Raw genomic sequence first — 15,891 nt, forward strand, 5'->3', positions numbered from 1 at the left:
ATTCGGTTACTCAATTCTGAATATTTTGATCTTCATAAAAAACAACTTTCCCATCTTTAACCTTGAATGAGTAACTAATGGAATCGGCGTAACTGCCTTTGGAATAGTAGAAATCATAGGCACCATCCGGTAGTTTGCTAGCGTCTAATTTTTTGGCTGCTGCTTTTAAGTCTTGTTCCTTAACGGATACACCATCCTTTATATAAATAGTCATACGGATTAACTCTTGATCGATTAAGGTCTGAAAAGGGATTTGATAGTAACCAGCAAAGTCCTTTTTCCCTTCTTTGAGATTTTGACTTGCGATACTATCTAGAATTTGCTCCTTCTCATCACGGTTGGAGTTAGATAAAAAACCAAAGAAACTAATATGAAGACCTAGAGATTGCTTCTTTAATTGTCCCTCAATTTTCTTCTCCTTCTTTTGGACAGATTGCTGCTTCAAGTACGCTTCCTTATACTCTGGAAGATGGTCACTAGTTGTATCTGTCCAATCATTATGAAACACCGTATCCGTTTCTAATGTCACTGTTTGTCCATCATAGGTTTTCTCAGAGTAGGTATAAGACACATGATAAGTTGGGATTTCCAAAGCAGTCCAATCCAGTTTGTTTATGGTCACATCCCCATGCAGACCAACCTTAGCAAGCTCACTGCTGACTACTTCCTTCGCCTTTTTATAATCACTCGGTTTCATGATCTTACAACTGGAAAGAAACAGGCAACATAGAATAAGTGGAATTCCTGCGAATAGTTTGAAATAGTTGAGCTTCATAGCCTGACCTCCTTGTTAAATCCGACCTAATCGATTAATTATTTACATCATATGGGAACATTTTTTTAATATCTTCTTTCATCTTTTTATTAGGAATTTTCTCTAAATCCATATATTTGAAGAATTCTTCATCATTTTGAACGACATGAACCTTCCCATCTTTAGTATACTCAGCTGGTATGGTCAGATTAGCGAAGGACTGACCAAAATCTCTAGAGACCACGTAGTTCTGTACTTCATACAAGCGTCTCAGCAATGAGAACTCTGTAGTATCCTTACTTTGATTTAATTCCTTTTTAAAATATTGGAAAAATTCTTTTTTATTATTCGCAAGATGTTCTTGACCATCTTTTGAAAGCTCTGCTGGTATCTTATGATACTGTAGGACATCATACCATCCACCTGAACGCTGCTCTGGAACTTTATAAAGCAGTTCCAAAAATGAAATATCAAAGTTGAGATCTTCTGGTCCGAGAAAGTATAGATAGGCATTCTCCCCTTTTGTCGATTCTTCACCCCATTTTACAGTAGTTGGATTATTCCCTTTGCTTAAAATAGAATATACTTTCGGATAGAGTGTTTTCAATGGGATGTCCTTAGTATAATCACTACGATCTGTAAATAACAAACGTGAATGTTGGAGCTGCAATTGTCCTCCTTCAAAATTGTATTCAAATGGATGTAAGTCTTTGTCGCTTTCTCGATTTTCTTTTTGAACTTGTTCATAACCTTTGCCTGATGAGGTTTTCCAAGCGAACTTTCCATCCTTAACATTCATTAACCCTATACGAGATTGATACTCTGTTTGTACATAGATATTTCCAGGTTTTACAATATATTTGTCTTTCTTATCGACAAGAATATCAATCGGAATGTATGTTTCTCCATCATCTGTATCCAACAACATAGAAGAAACTTTAACAGATAAGGGGATATAATTCTTATCCATATCTCGTACTATCTTAAAAACATCATATGTTTTCTTCACTAAGCGCTTGTCCTTGGTATCATAGACATCAATGAGCCAGTACTCTCCCTTTTGTGCTTTATTTGTAGTTAGGTAAGGAACTTGATTACCACGAATATAATATTGAAAATAGAGACGTGGGTCAGATTTTAATTTGTAACTTTCTTGTGCAATGTACCGTTCACTATTTCCACCATTTATAAACCATTCTACTTTAACTTTTGAATTATACGAATATGCTTCCAGCGCCTCATCCACTTCCTCTTTATTATCCCATTGAATGGCTACTGCTTTCCCACCTGCAATAAATTGGGAGTCAACTATGTTTGGACGAGGTTTCCAAGTTACAAATTGTGATATATCACGCTTATGAATTTCATACCGGATGAACCAGCCTCCTGCCAAGGTAACGAGTAATACAAATATCCAAAACTTGATTGATTTAAAAACCTTCTTCATTCCATCTCCTCCTAATCTCTTCCTCATTTTACCATCAATCCCCCCTTTTGTCAGTCAAATAGATAAGGCTGGGACAAAAGTCCTAGCCTCTCAATTGTTTTTGGATTGTCGAGCAAGACGCAGTGGTTGAGTGGGCTCTACTACGCTGATTTCATCAGCTTTTACAGCCCTACTCAACTGTGCGGAGGTGGGACGACGAAATCGAATTCTAACGAATTACCGATTTCTGTCCCACTCTCTTTATTTCATATAGATCATCCCTGTACAGGCTTGCTCTGAAAGTTCAACAAAGCCCAGGGATTGGTAAAAGGCTAGATTTTTCTCGCTACGTTCAGTGGCAAGGAGCCGTTGATAGACATTTGGGAAGGTCGCTAAAGCCTCTTTTAAGAGTTTCTTTCCAATGCCTTGGCGCTGGTGATCTGGTCTTACCAAAAGGTCCTGCACAAAAATAACCGAGTGGCCATCACCTACCAAGCGAATGTAGGCGACGAGCTCTTTCTCATCATAGACGGCCAACTGCCAGAGACTAGCTTTGACAGCTTGTTCCAGCATAGATGGGTTGTTGGTATAATTGGTCCAACCCACCGAGGTGTAGAGTGCGAGTAGGTCTGTCATCGCTGGAATTTCTTTTTTATAATCTAACATCTTAACTCCTTTTTAACCGATAGTGCTGGAAGAAGGCGATATCTCGGTAAGGGGACTCTTGGCAAACAGATAGCTCCATCTTGAGCATAGACTCTCGCCAGCCTTCTTGGCCCTTGAAGCGATTGTCCTGCAAGGCATAAAAGACACGGATCCCTTGGTAGTCCTGAACTTCGAGGGCTAGATCGTCTACTGCTCTATCTAGATCATAGGCCTGTGCCAAGCCCATGGAGTGGGTTTCCAAGTCTTGACCGGCTAAGAGATCAAGCGCCTTCTGAGTATCATTTTCAAAGACGACGGTCTGCAGGACGCGGCCAACCTCATTGTGCTTGACGATAGAGAGCAGGCCTCCTGGTTTCAAGAGACGAGTGAATGCCTTGAGAACCACCTTGCGATCCTCTACATACTCCAAGACATTGTGACAGAGGATGACATCAAAACTGGCATCTTCAAGACTTGCTAACTGGTCCAGACTCCCGACGAGTTGCTGGTAGGGATGGTCCTGGACCCGCAAGGCCACCATTTCCTCATTAGGCTCCACAGCTAGGACTTGATTTTCTTGCGCTAGATGGTTGGCTACAAGGCCAAAACCACTCCCGAAATCAAGCACCCGTTTTCCCTTGATGTCCTGTAATTGTTCAAAAAGGATATCATAATAGATCTGTCCCCAGGGTTGCTGGAGGTTTTCTAAATAGGCTTGAATATTCACGGCCATCGATCTCCTCCTATTTGAAATTGAACATCTTGCTGGCTAGCTTGTCTGAGATGCGTGGGAAAAGGGTATAGAGCTTGTGAGTTAGGTTCAAGAGCCAAGGCAAATTGAGCTCGCGTTTTGCTTTTCCAAAGTTCTTCACAATCTTCTTAGCCACAAAGTCTGGTTCCAAAATGTAGCGGTCCACAGCCTTGACATAGCTTCCGTCTGGGTCTGCCTGGTCAAAGAAAGTGGTCCGGATGGGGCCTGGATTAACCGTCGTCACATGGACACCAAAGGGCATGAGTTCCAAGCGCAGGGCATTGGAGAAGCCAATGGCTGCAAACTTAGTAGCCGAATAAAGGCTGGATTTGGCAGTTGCGACGAGACCCGCCATGCTGACGATGTTGACGATGTGCCCCTTTCCTGCCGCCTTCATGTGCACACCCATCAAGCGTGAGAGCTGCATGAGGGCAAAGGTATTGACTTCAAACATAGCATGAATTTGCTCATTGGTAATCTGGTCAAACTCTTCAAAGATCCCATAGCCTGCATTGTTGACCAAGATATCGATCTGCCCGTAGCGCTGATAGAGCTCTTCTACCAAATCTTGGACAGCTGATGAATCTGTGATATCGATCCCGATGCATTCAGCTTGAGGATGACTGGCATAGAGTTTTTCTAGGTTTTCTTGATTTCTACCTAGAAGAATCAGCCGATCTTCAGGGAGGAGCTTGACCATTTCTTGGGCCAAGCCTCCACTTGCTCCTGTTATGAGAATGGTTCGCATCTTAGATCTCCACTTCTTCCAAATCTTTGACGACATAGACATTTTCAAAAATGCTGGATGCATCCTTGCGCAATTGGCTGATGTCTTTTGATAAGAAGCGAGCACTGATGTGGTTGAGAAGAAGGCGCTTCGCTCCAGCTTCACGCGCTACTTCTGCTGCCTGCATATTGGTCGAGTGACCGTGTTTCTTAGCAATCTTCTCATCGCCCTTACCATAGGTGGACTCATGGACGAGGACATCTGCATTGACTCCAAGGCGGACACTGGCATCCGTCTTTCTGGTATCTCCAAGGATCGTGATAATCTTACCAGGTCGAGGAGCTGAAATATAATCAGCAGCAATGATCTTGGTGCCATCTTCCAGGGTGACATCTTGTCCATTTTTAACCTGACCAAAGAGCGGTCCAAATGGAACGCCCGCTGCCTTGAGCTTATCTGCGTCGAGTGTTCCTTCGAGGTCCTTCTGCATGATCCGATAACCGACACAGAAAATGGTGTGGTCCAAAGCTTCCGCGTAAACCGTGAATTTATCAGTTTCTAAAATCTTACCCAGAGAATGTTCATCGAATTCATGAAAATGGATGCGGTAAGGCAGACGAGAGCCTGATACGCGAAGACTAGTCATCACAAAGGATTTGATCCCTACTGGTCCATAGATATCCAGATCCGTCTGCTCTTCATTGGCCTGAAAGGCCCGACTAGAGAGGAAACCTGGCAAACCAAAAATATGATCTCCGTGTAGGTGAGTAATAAAGATCTTGCTAACCTTTCGCGGACGAATAGTCGTTTCTAAAATTTGATTCTGTGTCGCTTCGCCACAATCAAAGAGCCAGACTTCATTGATCTCGTCCAGCAATTTGAGCGCTAGGCTCGATACATTACGGGCTTTTGAGGGTTGCCCAGCTCCCGTTCCTAAAAATTGAATGTCCATTGTCTACTTTCTATCTATATAAATCATGGCCGTCCGGTTCTCTGAACGGAAAGAAAGGTTGCCTGGGTAGGCTTGCGCTAACTCGAGGAGCTCTTCTTGGTTATATCCTGACAGTTTTAAGCGTCCATCTTCCAAGGTCATCAAGTCAGTTAGGGCTGAGAGGGCTTCTGTTTTAGTGACCCCTTCTGGTTCAGCCTCTTGCAAGCAGATCTTGCCATCTTTTTCAAAGACCAAACAATGTGGAAAGATCTCTGCAATTTCGAATAAAATGGCAGGGGTGATATCCTCTGTTGGATGTTCAGCAAAGACACAGGCTAGCTCTTCATTTGCGTAGGCCAAGCCATAAGACTTACCTGATAAATTGAGGCGGATAAAGGGCTTCCATTCATCAAAGCTTTGCTGAACTGTGAATAAGTCAAATACCCGACTCAAGTCCAAGAAATAATCCATGGCCTCCTCGGGGCTCTTCTTTTGATAGAGCTCTGCGAAATAGGCGTTGATCACACTTGGGGGAGGCGTAATCACACGGAGACGCAATTCCTCAGGGATTGTGCTTAAAAGATTGGTCAGGTAGACCCGATCGAGGCTGGTATAGCCTCCATATTTTATTGCTAAATCAACGTAATCCGTCATAAAATTCTTCCAACTTCCACTTATTTTTCTCTGCGATATAGCCTTGAATGACCTCGACATCCTCTTCAAATTCGCGCTGGTCAATGATCGCTACTGTTTCTAGATCATGTGTCCGATAAGATTTTGAAAAAGGAACGCGAATGGTAAAGGGAACAAAGAGTTCTCTCAGTTTTTCTAGAAGCAAAGCCTGGAGATCTTCACGGGCTGTCTCAGAGCGTGCTGAAATCAAGCTAAAAGGTGTCTGGGTTGGTGTAAAGTCTGCCACTTTATCTGCTTTGTTGTAAAGCGTCAAGCGAGGGATCTCCAACATATCCAGGTCCTTCATGATCGAAAGCACGGTCTTTTCATGCTCCTCGTGATTAGGATCAGATGCATCGATGACATGGACCAGAAGGTCTACATTCTTACTTTCTTCCAAGGTCGACTTAAAGCTCGATACCAACTCTGTTGGTAGATCTTGGATAAAGCCAACCGTATCGGTCAGTGTCACTTGCAGATTGCCTGTTAGATGGATGCTCTTGGTTGTGGCGTCTAATGTCGCAAAGAGTTCATCGGCTTCATACTGACTCTTACTGGTCAGCTGATTCATAATGGTCGACTTTCCTGCATTGGTATAGCCGATCAAACCAATCTTGAAGACAGGTGATTCCAAGCGTTTTTCACGAAGGGTTTCCCGGTTTTTTTCAACTGCCTTGAGCTGGCGCTCGATATCGGTGATTTGATTGCGAACGCTCCGGCGGTTCAACTCCAACTGACTTTCCCCTGGACCACGAGAACCAATTCCCCCAGCTTGACGGCTGAGCATGATTCCTTGACCGACAAGGCGTGGCAAGAGGTATTTGAGCTGGGCCAAGTGTACCTGCAACTTGCCTTCATGACTCCTAGCCCGCATAGCAAAGATATCTAAAATCAGCTGCATCCGGTCAATGACCTTAACCCCAAGGATTTCTTCTAAGTTGACATTTTGACGGGGGGTCAGGCGATTATTGACCACCACGGTCGTAATCTCATCTGCTTCGACCATTTGAGCGATTTCTTCTAGTTTTCCTGAGCCGACAAAGGTCTTGGTGTCATATTTCTCCCGCTTTTGTGTATAGGAACCCCGGACATCTCCACCAGCTGTTTTAGCCAGGCTCGCCAACTCCTCCATAGACATGTCAAAATTGTCCATGCCTTGAAGTTCCACACCGACCAAAAGGATGCGTTCTTGTTTTTTTTCTGTTTCAATCATGCTGTAAAAACTCCTTTACATCTGCAAGAACCTGCTCCTTGAAGTGGGGGGCATAAATGGCGTAAAATTTTACTTCCATCCGATTTCGAAACCAGGTCAGCTGCCGTTTGGCAAAACGACGCGTATTGCGCTTGAGGATCTCACTGGCTTCCGCAAGGCTCTGCTCTCCCTTAAAGTAAGGAAAGAGTTCCTTGTAACCAATGCCTTTAGCTGCCTGAACTTCCGGATGGTCATCATAGAGCCACCGAGCTTCATCCAGCAAGCCCTCCTCTAGCATGCGATCAACCCTGCGATTGATGCGATCATAGATCAAGGACCGTTCATCATCTAGACAGATGAGATAAGGTTCATAGTCCGTCTCTTCGTTTGCGAGGTCCTGCCTAAAATGCGCAATTTCAAGAGCCCGCATGGCCCGACGGCGATTGAGCTGAGGAATCACAAGTCCTTGCTCCGCTACCCTTTGGTACAAGTCTTCGTCCGACAGCAAGTCCAATTGAGCGCGATAGGCCAGAATCTCTTCATGAGGAACTTCACCACCTAGATGATAACCTTCGAGCAGACTTTGGATGTAAAGGCCCGTTCCACCAGCAATGATAGGAAGCTTGCCTCGAGCTGTGATATCCTCAATCGCAGTCTTAGCTTCTCTTACAAAATCAAAAGCCGAGTAAGACTCGGTCACCTCCCGCACATCGATCAAATGATGAGGAGCTGCAGCTTGCTCTTCTGGTGTCGCCTTGGCTGTTCCAATATCCAGCTTGCGATAGACTTGCTGGCTATCGCCACTGATAATTTCACCATTGAGGGCTTGCGCCAAATCGATCGCAAGAGCTGTTTTCCCAACAGCAGTTGGTCCCACAATCACAATTATCTTGGTTTTCATCGTTTTTCCTTGCAAAATTCACGTTTTTTCGTTACCATATATTATAACATAAATATTTAAAGTTCAGAAAAGGAGAAATTCTCATGGCTAAAGGATTTGGTAAAGGTTTTGTTACTGGTGTTGCTGGTACAGTTGCTGCTGTCGCAGGTGCAGTTTACACATTCAAGAAGAAAGTAATCGAACCAGAAGAACAAAAAGCAGCTTTCATCGAAGAAAACCGCAAAAAAGCAGCACGTCGCCGTGTCTCACACTAATCATTCAAAAAGCTCCGGGAAACCGGAGCTTTTTTTGCTGAAGAAAAAGTCCATTTTGGAAAATTTTCTTTTACTGGTAGGGTTTGTCACGATATGCTAACACAAGTAATGCTAAAAGAATTAGAATGATATATATTATGCTTATTCAAACATATACTGAAACTTTCCGCCGTGAGAAAAGTGCTAGAAACACTATGGTTTCTAGCACTCGGTAGTTTTGAAACTTTAGGTTCAAAACTAAGTCATGGAACTTCTTCGAAGTTCGCTGACGTCCGTACTCACCTAAGGAAAGTTTCTATGATGACGTTTGTCTTCAATCTAAAAGCCTCGGGAAACCTGAGCTTTTAGATTGAAATTTCACCGTTCTTTGATCATCTTCGTTGCGATCTCCAAGAGCTCCACTCCCATCTGAAAGTGCTCGTCTAACAAATCATAGACGGCATCTTCGGACAGGACACCACAAGGAAGATCTGCCGGAAAGTCAGCTTGATTGGAAAAATCCAAATCATCAAAATAGACCTGACTACTATAATAATCGCGCAGTTGGATATAGCTTTCTTGATGCTCTCTTAGCTGATCCACTGCTTTTTTGGTTTCTTCCAAAGTTTTGGCATAGTCATTCAAATAACCTTCCATTCTTTGGATCCGTTCGATGTTTTTCTGTGCAATTGCCATGATTTACTCCACTTTTACCACTTCTAGATGGGGGCCACCTAGAAGCACGAGGTATTTTTCTACTTGCTCTTTGCCATAAGAACGACGAAGAGCTTCTGCATAGAGATCGAGCTGATCCCGGTAGCGTTCGACCAATTGGCTAGGAACCTTGTAGTGATCCGTCTTATAATCAAAGAGCAAGATCCGGTCTTCTAGCACCAAATAACCATCCAAGATCCCCCGCACGACAAAGTCCTCACCACTAGCTGGATCTTTCTTCAGCATGGCAAAAGGAGCTTCGCGGCGGACTCGAGAGGCTTCTTTTTGAAGCAAGGTCCCCAAAGGTGTCTCATAGAAAGCAAGGATGGCCTCTAGCTTGATGCGGGCTTTGACCGCTGGCTCTGCTTGAACTTGCTCCAAGGCTTGACGCAGCTTATCCAGCGTGATTTCTTCCTCAAGAGGCACGCGCTGCATGAGTTCATGGACAGCACTACCGACCTGGGCCCCTGTCACGGCTTTTTCTTGACCAAAAGTTGGGAGCTCAAAGTCAGGCGTCACAGTCTTTGCATCCATAATTTGGACGCCATTGGCATCCATGACCGGCTCGTAGAATTTCTTGATCTGACTAGGAGTACGGACACTTGGTAAATGAATGGCCGGAGCATAGAGCTGATTGAGCCGATCAACATTTTCCAAGATATCCAAGGCCCGACGAATATCCTCTGACTGACGGACATCCTTGAGCTGATCCAGCCGGGCATCCTTTTCCTTTTCTAAAGGTTCCAGGTGGTCTGGTGTCAAGTCTTCATCTGTCACAAAACGCGTGTCATAAGCCAGGGTATTCTTAGTAAACACATCTTGAATAGCAAAGAGCCAGTCCTGATAAGAGGTCCATGCTTTTCGTTTTTCCGGATCCAACTTGCCATTGCGACTAGTCCCCCAATCGGTATCACGCAGTTTGTCCTCGCGGCCTTTTCCGACCAGATAGAGCTTGAGCTCAGCCCGTGTCATGGCGACATAAAGAAGACGCATCTGCTCAGAAATCGTGGCCAATTTTGTTTCTTCCACGTTCCGTTGGTAGCAAGGCGTTTCGATCTGCAGGCGAATGGATTTTGGAGCAGCTGGATTCTCTGTCTCAACCGGCAGGTTCGCAACATATTTAAAGCCAATCCCTTTTTGACGACTGAGAATAATTGGCCCCGATTGATCCTTACGGTTAAAGGCCTTGTCCATATTGAGAATAAAGACATACTTGAATTCCAGCCCCTTACTCTTATGGACGGTCATGAGCTGGACGGCATCTTTTGGAGTCGCAAGAGGGACGCTGGCCAAATCGTGTTCATTTTCGATCACCTTGTCGATCATGGCAATAAAGCGCGACAAACCCTTAATGCTGGCCTTCTCATAATCATTGGCCCGAAGCGTCAAGGCATAGAGATTGGCCTGGCGCTGGGCCCCATTTGGAAGGGCGCCTACATAGTCATAGTAATAGCGATCCTCATAGATTTTCCACAGCAAATCATAGAGCGAATGGGTCTTGGCAGCAGCCCGCCAAGCGGATAAAACCTTGAGGAAGTTCTCAATTTTAGCAAAGAGCTTGGCATCGATCAGATTTGCATGCTCTGCGGTCTTTTCAAGGGCTAACTGGACCTTGTGGTAGAAGGGCATTTGCTTTTGCTCTGGAAGCGTCTGTAAGGAAATCCGTGCCAGCTCATCTTCATCAAAGTCAAACATGGGGGATTTCATGAGAGCAACCAAGGCATAATCATGCAAGGGATTGTTAATGGTCCGCAAGGTATCCAGCATGACCATCACTTCCAGTGACTCAAGATAATGCGCCTGTCCGCTATCTGCCACAATCGGAATATGGTACAGGTCAAAGGCTTCCAGTATCGCATCATTTCGCGTTCGAGACGCAGTCAAGAGCGTGATCTCTTTAAAGGGCACTTTTTCCACCCGATGGAGACGTAAAATTTCTTTGATGACTAGGAGAATTTCTCCCTTGGAAATCGTCTCGACTCCAAGGGGAGCTTCCTCGTCTTCGGTCTTTTCTTCCTGATCTTGGGAGCCATCATAGAGCAAAAATTCTGCCCGATGTTGTGGCAAGGCCATCCGTTGCTTGTCGCTTCCTGCGACCAGATAGTGGGTTTGATTGTAGTCAATCTCTCCTACCTCTTCGTCCATCAAATGGCGAAAGACATCATTGGTCGCGTCCAATACCTCCACATGACTCCGGAAATTTTCCTTGAGGAGGATCAACCGCCCTTTCGCCCCTTCTTCTTGGTAGGCTTTAAATTTATCATTGAAAATCTGTGGATCTGCCTGACGGAAGCGATAAATGGATTGCTTGATATCTCCCACCATGAAGCGATTGTGGCCATTTGACAGCAAGTCCAACATCCGTTCTTGGGTGTGGTTGGTATCCTGGTACTCATCGACCATGACCTCATGATAACGCTCTTGAAAGGCTTGTCTCACCTCTGGGAATTGCTCTAAAATTTGAATGGCAAAATGACTGATATCCCCAAATTCATAAGCTTTTTCTTGGATTTTTCGCTCCAGATAAGCGCGAGCAAAGTCTCTGATAAAGTCCCTTAGCAAGTAGAGCATGGGGCCTTCTTCTTGGTGGTAGGCTTGTTGAAATTCCAGCTGATAGAGCTGATTTTCCAAGTCTCTGAGGCGGTTGATATGTATGGTTTTATCCTGGTTATAAGCCGTGACTAACTCTTTCAACTCTTCTTTTCGGGCTCTGTTGGTCAAGGCTCCCCCATTTGAAGCCCGACTAATCGCCACGACCGCCTTTAGGACAGAGGTCAATTGCTCTTTATTGGTGCGACCTGTCAGGCTTCCAATCTGATCGAGCACCTCTTCTACAGCTTCCAAATATTTAGCCTTACCAAATGCTTGGCCTTCATTGGACAAATGAAAGGCAAAAAAGCTTTCTGCCTCATAAAGGGCCTGCTGGATGCTCTCCATTAGATCGCCTTCAACCTGTTCAAAATCGGTCTCCTCATAGCCTTTTAGAAAATGCTCTTCCAGCCATTTCTCCGGATCACTGGTCGACTGAAGAAAGTCATAGATCTGGTAGACCTGTTCTTTAAACAAGGTCAAATTTTTGCGCTGGCCGGTGAAATTCTTGACCATCTGCACAAAGGCTTCTTGGTTTTCTCCCTGGTAATAGCGATCAAAAACAGCTTGAAAAACTTCATTTTGTAAGAGGCGTTGCTCACTGGCGTTTTGTAAAATGCGAAACTGAGGCGCCAACCCAAGCAAATAGCCATAGCGCGTTAGGACCTTTTGGGTAAAGGAGTCCATGGTTCCAATATCGCTGGTGGCGACATCTGCGATTTGACGGGCCAAGTGTTGCTTGAGCTCTGAGTCATCACTTGCTTGCAAGGCTTTTCCAAGTTCACTTTCCAAACGCTCCTTGAGCTCTCCTGCTGCCTTGACCGTAAAGGTCGAGATAAAGAGCTCCTTAATCGAAATGCCTCGCTGGATCTGATCCAGTATCCGCTGCACCATGACAAAGGTCTTTCCTGATCCAGCAGAGGCTGACACCAGGATATTGGTCCCCGAACTATAGATGGCGTCGATCTGTTCTGGCGTCCGCTTTTGCTCTTTGGTAGAAGCTGCCTCTTGGGCCTGAAGGGCCTTGATTTCTTCTCTTGTCAAAAATGCTTGTTTGATCATTTGTTCAAGACCTCCTTCATCTTCTCGATCCAAGCGGCTTTCACCTTTTCACCGCGTATTCCTTTTTGGTCTAGTTTGGTCAAGAACCGTGCCTGACCTAGGTGACGATCGGCTTCAAATCCCGTGATGGATTTAAACTGCTCCACAAATGGTGCGATATTGCGCCCATTTTCACTATAGGGATTGATGGCAAATTGCCCCTTGAGGATCCCTTCTGCTGCTGTTTTATAGAGATAAGCGTTGTACAAGAGAAGCAAGTCCAGTTCTTCCTTACTCAGCATCATAGCCTTATTCTTATCATAGGCTTCGCCCAGATAAGGGGCCTGATCTGCCATAAAGAGCCCCTTGTACTGTTGACTTTTCATGGTTTGGTTGATGGCATCCTCTACTGTCTTGGTCTTTTTCAGATCCACTAGGGGGTCTCCCATTTCCAAATACATGGCCCCGAAAATCCCCTGCTCCTCTTGGTATTCCTTCAAATCCTGAATCGCAGAGAGATAGGTCGGCAATTGAGAATTCAGTCCATTAAAGAACTTGTCATAGTGGAACTGCGTCAGACTGGACTTATAGTCCACGACTCCGAGGGCTCCCCGATCCCTCAATTGATCAATACGGTCCACCTTGCCTCGTAGCTGCAGGAGACGGCCATCGGACAATGGATAAGAGGTGTGGGTACTTCCACCAAAGAGGGTCTCCTCACCGATGGTCTCGATACCATTTTGCTGGGCGAGGACACGCCCCGTTGTTTTCGCGGTATCAAGAAGCAAGTTGCGAATAAACTCGGTCTCTCCATTTTCTCCATACAATTGCTGAAACTCTGCTTCTTGGCTGGTTTCTCGAATCGCCTCGTTTAAACGCCGATCAAACGCTTGATCGGAGCCATCTTTTAAGACTAGTTCAAAGATCCGGTGCAAGAAATTCCCATGACTGCGGGCGTCTGGCCGGATGGTTTCATCCTCTTGTAAGCCCAAGACATAGCGCAGATAAAAGGCATACTGGTGCTTGTAGTATTCATTCAAGGCAGAAGCGGATAAGGTCAAGGCTTTGCCCTCTGGATAGAGCGCTTGAAGCGTATCCGACTGAAGCTGACGGCTCTTTAATTCCGTTGAAATCTGAGGAATCTGGATGCCTTTAGCGGCTAATTTCTTACGCAAGACCCGTACCGCCACACCCCAAAAGCTGGCTTCTTCAGGAGACAACTCACTAGCGATCTCCTCTTGATGGAGTTCGATCACGCGCGCTAAGAGGGCACGGTAGGTCCCAATGTCATCACTCGAAGCTTGGGCTTGTTTGGTTGTCCACTCGATGGCAATAGGTTCCTTGGCCAATTCTACAAGGTAAGGAGAGACACTATCTTCCATTTCATTGACTAAGCTAGGAGCCGATAAGACCAGTTGGCTGGTTGCCGCATTGAGGAGCGAAACTGCCACAAAGCGATTTTTCTTGAGATTTTCGCTGGTCACCACCTGGAGCTCTGCTCCTTCTTGGGTGGCCTCATTGAGCTGCTGGCGCTCTTCTTCACTGAGTAGAGAGGTGTTCTGAGCAATCTTTGGAAAACGCTCCTGGGTCAGCCCGATCGCGTAGACATAAGGCGCTGTCAAGGGTTCAATCAAGTCATAGGACTGAACCGTCACCACATCGACCGTAGCAGGAATTGTCCGGTATTGAGACAATTGCATCCCCGATAAGAGGAGGGCCAAAAAGTCATCCACTGTCAGCTCTTGGTCCTCAAAGACCAGGTTCAACTCCTCTAAGACATGGAGAAAAGCCTTCCAGACCTGATCATAGCGCTCCTGCTCCTCCAAGGCTAGATCCTTGATCAAAGCTTGGAGATTCTGAGAAAGTTGGGCCTCTTGCAGAAACTCTGTAAAGGCCGTTAAGAGACGGGTCACCTTTTGTTTGCGCTGTGAAAAGAAAGGGACTAGAGGTTCGACGACGCGTTGCCGGAGAGTATTGAGCTCTTCCAAATTAAACTTACCTTGACGATTGCTGGTAAAAGGCTTGTGAAATTTTGTAGCACCCTTTACTTCCGCAAAGCGAAGGTATTGCTCAAAAGCATCAACTTCTTCTTGCGTCAGATCACTATACAGACCCGTTTTTAACAGATTGATGACGTCTTCCGTCTGGTAATTGAACTGCTTGATCCGCCCTAGCGATTCAATGACCTGAATCAAGGGATGGTGGACCATGGCCTCACTTCGTCCCAAGTAAAAGGGGATCTGATACTGGTCAAAAATGGTCTTGAGCTGCAGTTGATAAGCTTCTACATCGCCTAACAAGACCCGAATATCCCGATAGCGGGCCCCATCATGAAGACGCTGACGGATGGATTTGGCAACAAATTCCAACTCTTCTTTTTGCGTATTGGTTTGCCAGAGTTGGACAGCTGTTCGATCTTGGTCCTCCAGCTCATCTTCCACTTGTGAAAAATCGTAGCGCGCTTCTAACATGCGGGTAATGCGACTAAAGGAGTCTTCGATCGCTTGCCCACAATACTGGGGCTGTACCTCAAATGTCTTTGCAAGCTGGAGGAGAAAGTCAACACTGGCTTGGTAAAGATTGCCCTCTCTAAAACTTGCCCGATAGGCTTTTTCACTGGCATAGACTCCGATGACAATCTCCACTCCTTTTCGGTGAAGGAGACTAATCAAAGCCTCTTCTTCCGCAGAAAAACGCGTGAATCCATCGACGACGATCGCCACATCCTGTAATTGCTCTTCCAGCTGCCCTTCTTCAACCTGATTGAGGAAAAAGGCCATCTTGGACTGGGATTCATACCGGTGCTTGACCAACATCTCAGAGACCGCTTCAAAAATCGCCAAGAGGTCTTCTCTTTTTTCAGCTTCCTCGAGCAACTCCAAATCGGTAAAATCCATCTGTGCCGTCTGCAATTCATGATAGAGCTGGACCAGTTGCTGGATAAACTGAGGATCCTTGCGCAGGGCCCCGTAAGCTTTGAGATCCTGCTCCTTCATCTGGGACAGAGCTTTAAAAAATAGCATACCTAGACCGATGTCATCCAAGGGTTGCTCCTCAAAAACCTGATTCAGGATGAAATAACGGGCCATTTGCGCAAAGCGCGTGACGGTAATGGCAAAAGAAGCCTGACCTTCTAAATAGGACAAGACCTTGGCTTCTTTTTCAAAGGAAAGAGAGTTGGGCGCAATGTAAAACACACGCTTGCCCTGTTCTACTAACCCTACGGCTTCTTGTGTCAGGACCTGGGTCAAGGGGGTCCGAACATCCGTATAGAGTAATTTCATCCGATCCGTTCTCCTTTTGGCATTTTCTTGA

At 45.5% G+C, this 15,891-nt stretch carries 13 protein-coding genes; 1 reads left to right on the forward strand and 12 read right to left on the reverse strand.

What is annotated here, in order from left to right; all coding sequences use genetic code 11:
• Nucleotides 1-10: 10 nt before the first annotated feature.
• From H7T92_RS10465 to miaA, 9 genes are all read right to left on the reverse strand, one after another.
• Nucleotides 11-775: a hypothetical protein gene (locus H7T92_RS10465; RefSeq protein ID WP_260314294.1), complete on the reverse strand. Its 765-nt coding sequence runs from the start codon at nt 773-775 to the stop codon at nt 11-13.
• Between the two features lie 34 nt (nt 776-809).
• Nucleotides 810-2,201 (reverse strand): hypothetical protein, encoded by a 1,392-nt coding sequence (locus H7T92_RS08290; RefSeq protein WP_201037511.1) that lies wholly within the window; start codon nt 2,199-2,201, stop codon nt 810-812.
• 240 nt (nt 2,202-2,441) lie between these two features.
• On the reverse strand, nt 2,442-2,846 hold the full coding sequence (locus tag H7T92_RS08295) for a GNAT family N-acetyltransferase (protein WP_201037512.1): 405 nt from the start codon (nt 2,844-2,846) through the stop codon (nt 2,442-2,444).
• 1 nt (nt 2,847) lies between these two features.
• Nucleotides 2,848-3,558 (reverse strand): class I SAM-dependent methyltransferase, encoded by a 711-nt coding sequence (locus H7T92_RS08300; protein WP_021153521.1) that lies wholly within the window; start codon nt 3,556-3,558, stop codon nt 2,848-2,850.
• Nucleotides 3,559-3,568: 10 nt separating this feature from the next.
• The gene (locus tag H7T92_RS08305; protein ID WP_201037513.1) at nt 3,569-4,324 is read right to left on the reverse strand and encodes an SDR family NAD(P)-dependent oxidoreductase; all 756 of its coding nucleotides are present in this window, start codon (nt 4,322-4,324) and stop codon (nt 3,569-3,571) included.
• Between the two features lies 1 nt (nt 4,325).
• Nucleotides 4,326-5,255 (reverse strand): ribonuclease Z, encoded by a 930-nt coding sequence (gene rnz / locus H7T92_RS08310; RefSeq protein WP_003011107.1) that lies wholly within the window; start codon nt 5,253-5,255, stop codon nt 4,326-4,328.
• Nucleotides 5,256-5,258: 3 nt separating this feature from the next.
• Nucleotides 5,259-5,888 (reverse strand): cystathionine beta-lyase, encoded by a 630-nt coding sequence (locus tag H7T92_RS08315; RefSeq protein WP_201037514.1) that lies wholly within the window; start codon nt 5,886-5,888, stop codon nt 5,259-5,261.
• Entirely contained in the window at nt 5,872-7,119 is a 1,248-nt protein-coding gene (hflX, locus tag H7T92_RS08320) for a GTPase HflX (RefSeq protein WP_031576943.1), read from the reverse strand. The genes H7T92_RS08315 and hflX overlap by 17 nt, the downstream gene beginning before the upstream one ends.
• Entirely contained in the window at nt 7,112-7,999 is an 888-nt protein-coding gene (gene miaA, locus H7T92_RS08325; protein WP_201037515.1) for a tRNA (adenosine(37)-N6)-dimethylallyltransferase MiaA, read from the reverse strand. The genes hflX and miaA overlap by 8 nt, the downstream gene beginning before the upstream one ends.
• Before the next feature lie 83 nt (nt 8,000-8,082).
• Here miaA and H7T92_RS08330 point away from each other — a divergent pair, with 83 nt between their 5' ends.
• Complete coding sequence (locus H7T92_RS08330) at nt 8,083-8,253, forward strand: DUF3042 family protein (protein WP_003002781.1); 171 nt, start codon at nt 8,083-8,085, stop codon at nt 8,251-8,253.
• Between the two features lie 357 nt (nt 8,254-8,610).
• Here H7T92_RS08330 and H7T92_RS08335 read toward each other — a convergent pair whose 3' ends face one another.
• Genes H7T92_RS08335 through rexB form a run of 3 tightly spaced genes read right to left on the reverse strand, consistent with a single transcriptional unit; the run spans nt 8,611 to nt 15,860 of the window.
• Complete coding sequence (locus H7T92_RS08335) at nt 8,611-8,928, reverse strand: DUF4298 domain-containing protein (protein WP_201037516.1); 318 nt, start codon at nt 8,926-8,928, stop codon at nt 8,611-8,613.
• 3 nt (nt 8,929-8,931) lie between these two features.
• On the reverse strand, nt 8,932-12,597 hold the full coding sequence (addA, locus tag H7T92_RS08340) for a helicase-exonuclease AddAB subunit AddA (protein ID WP_201037523.1): 3,666 nt from the start codon (nt 12,595-12,597) through the stop codon (nt 8,932-8,934).
• A complete protein-coding gene (gene rexB / locus H7T92_RS08345; RefSeq protein ID WP_201037517.1) occupies nt 12,594-15,860 on the reverse strand; it encodes an ATP-dependent nuclease subunit B in 3,267 nt (1,088 codons plus the stop codon). The genes addA and rexB overlap by 4 nt, the downstream gene beginning before the upstream one ends.
• Nucleotides 15,861-15,891: the final 31 nt, after the last annotated feature.

Source organism: Streptococcus parasanguinis (genome assembly GCF_016648855.1).
In the GTDB taxonomy this organism is placed as follows: Bacteria; Bacillota; Bacilli; order Lactobacillales; family Streptococcaceae; genus Streptococcus; species Streptococcus parasanguinis_L.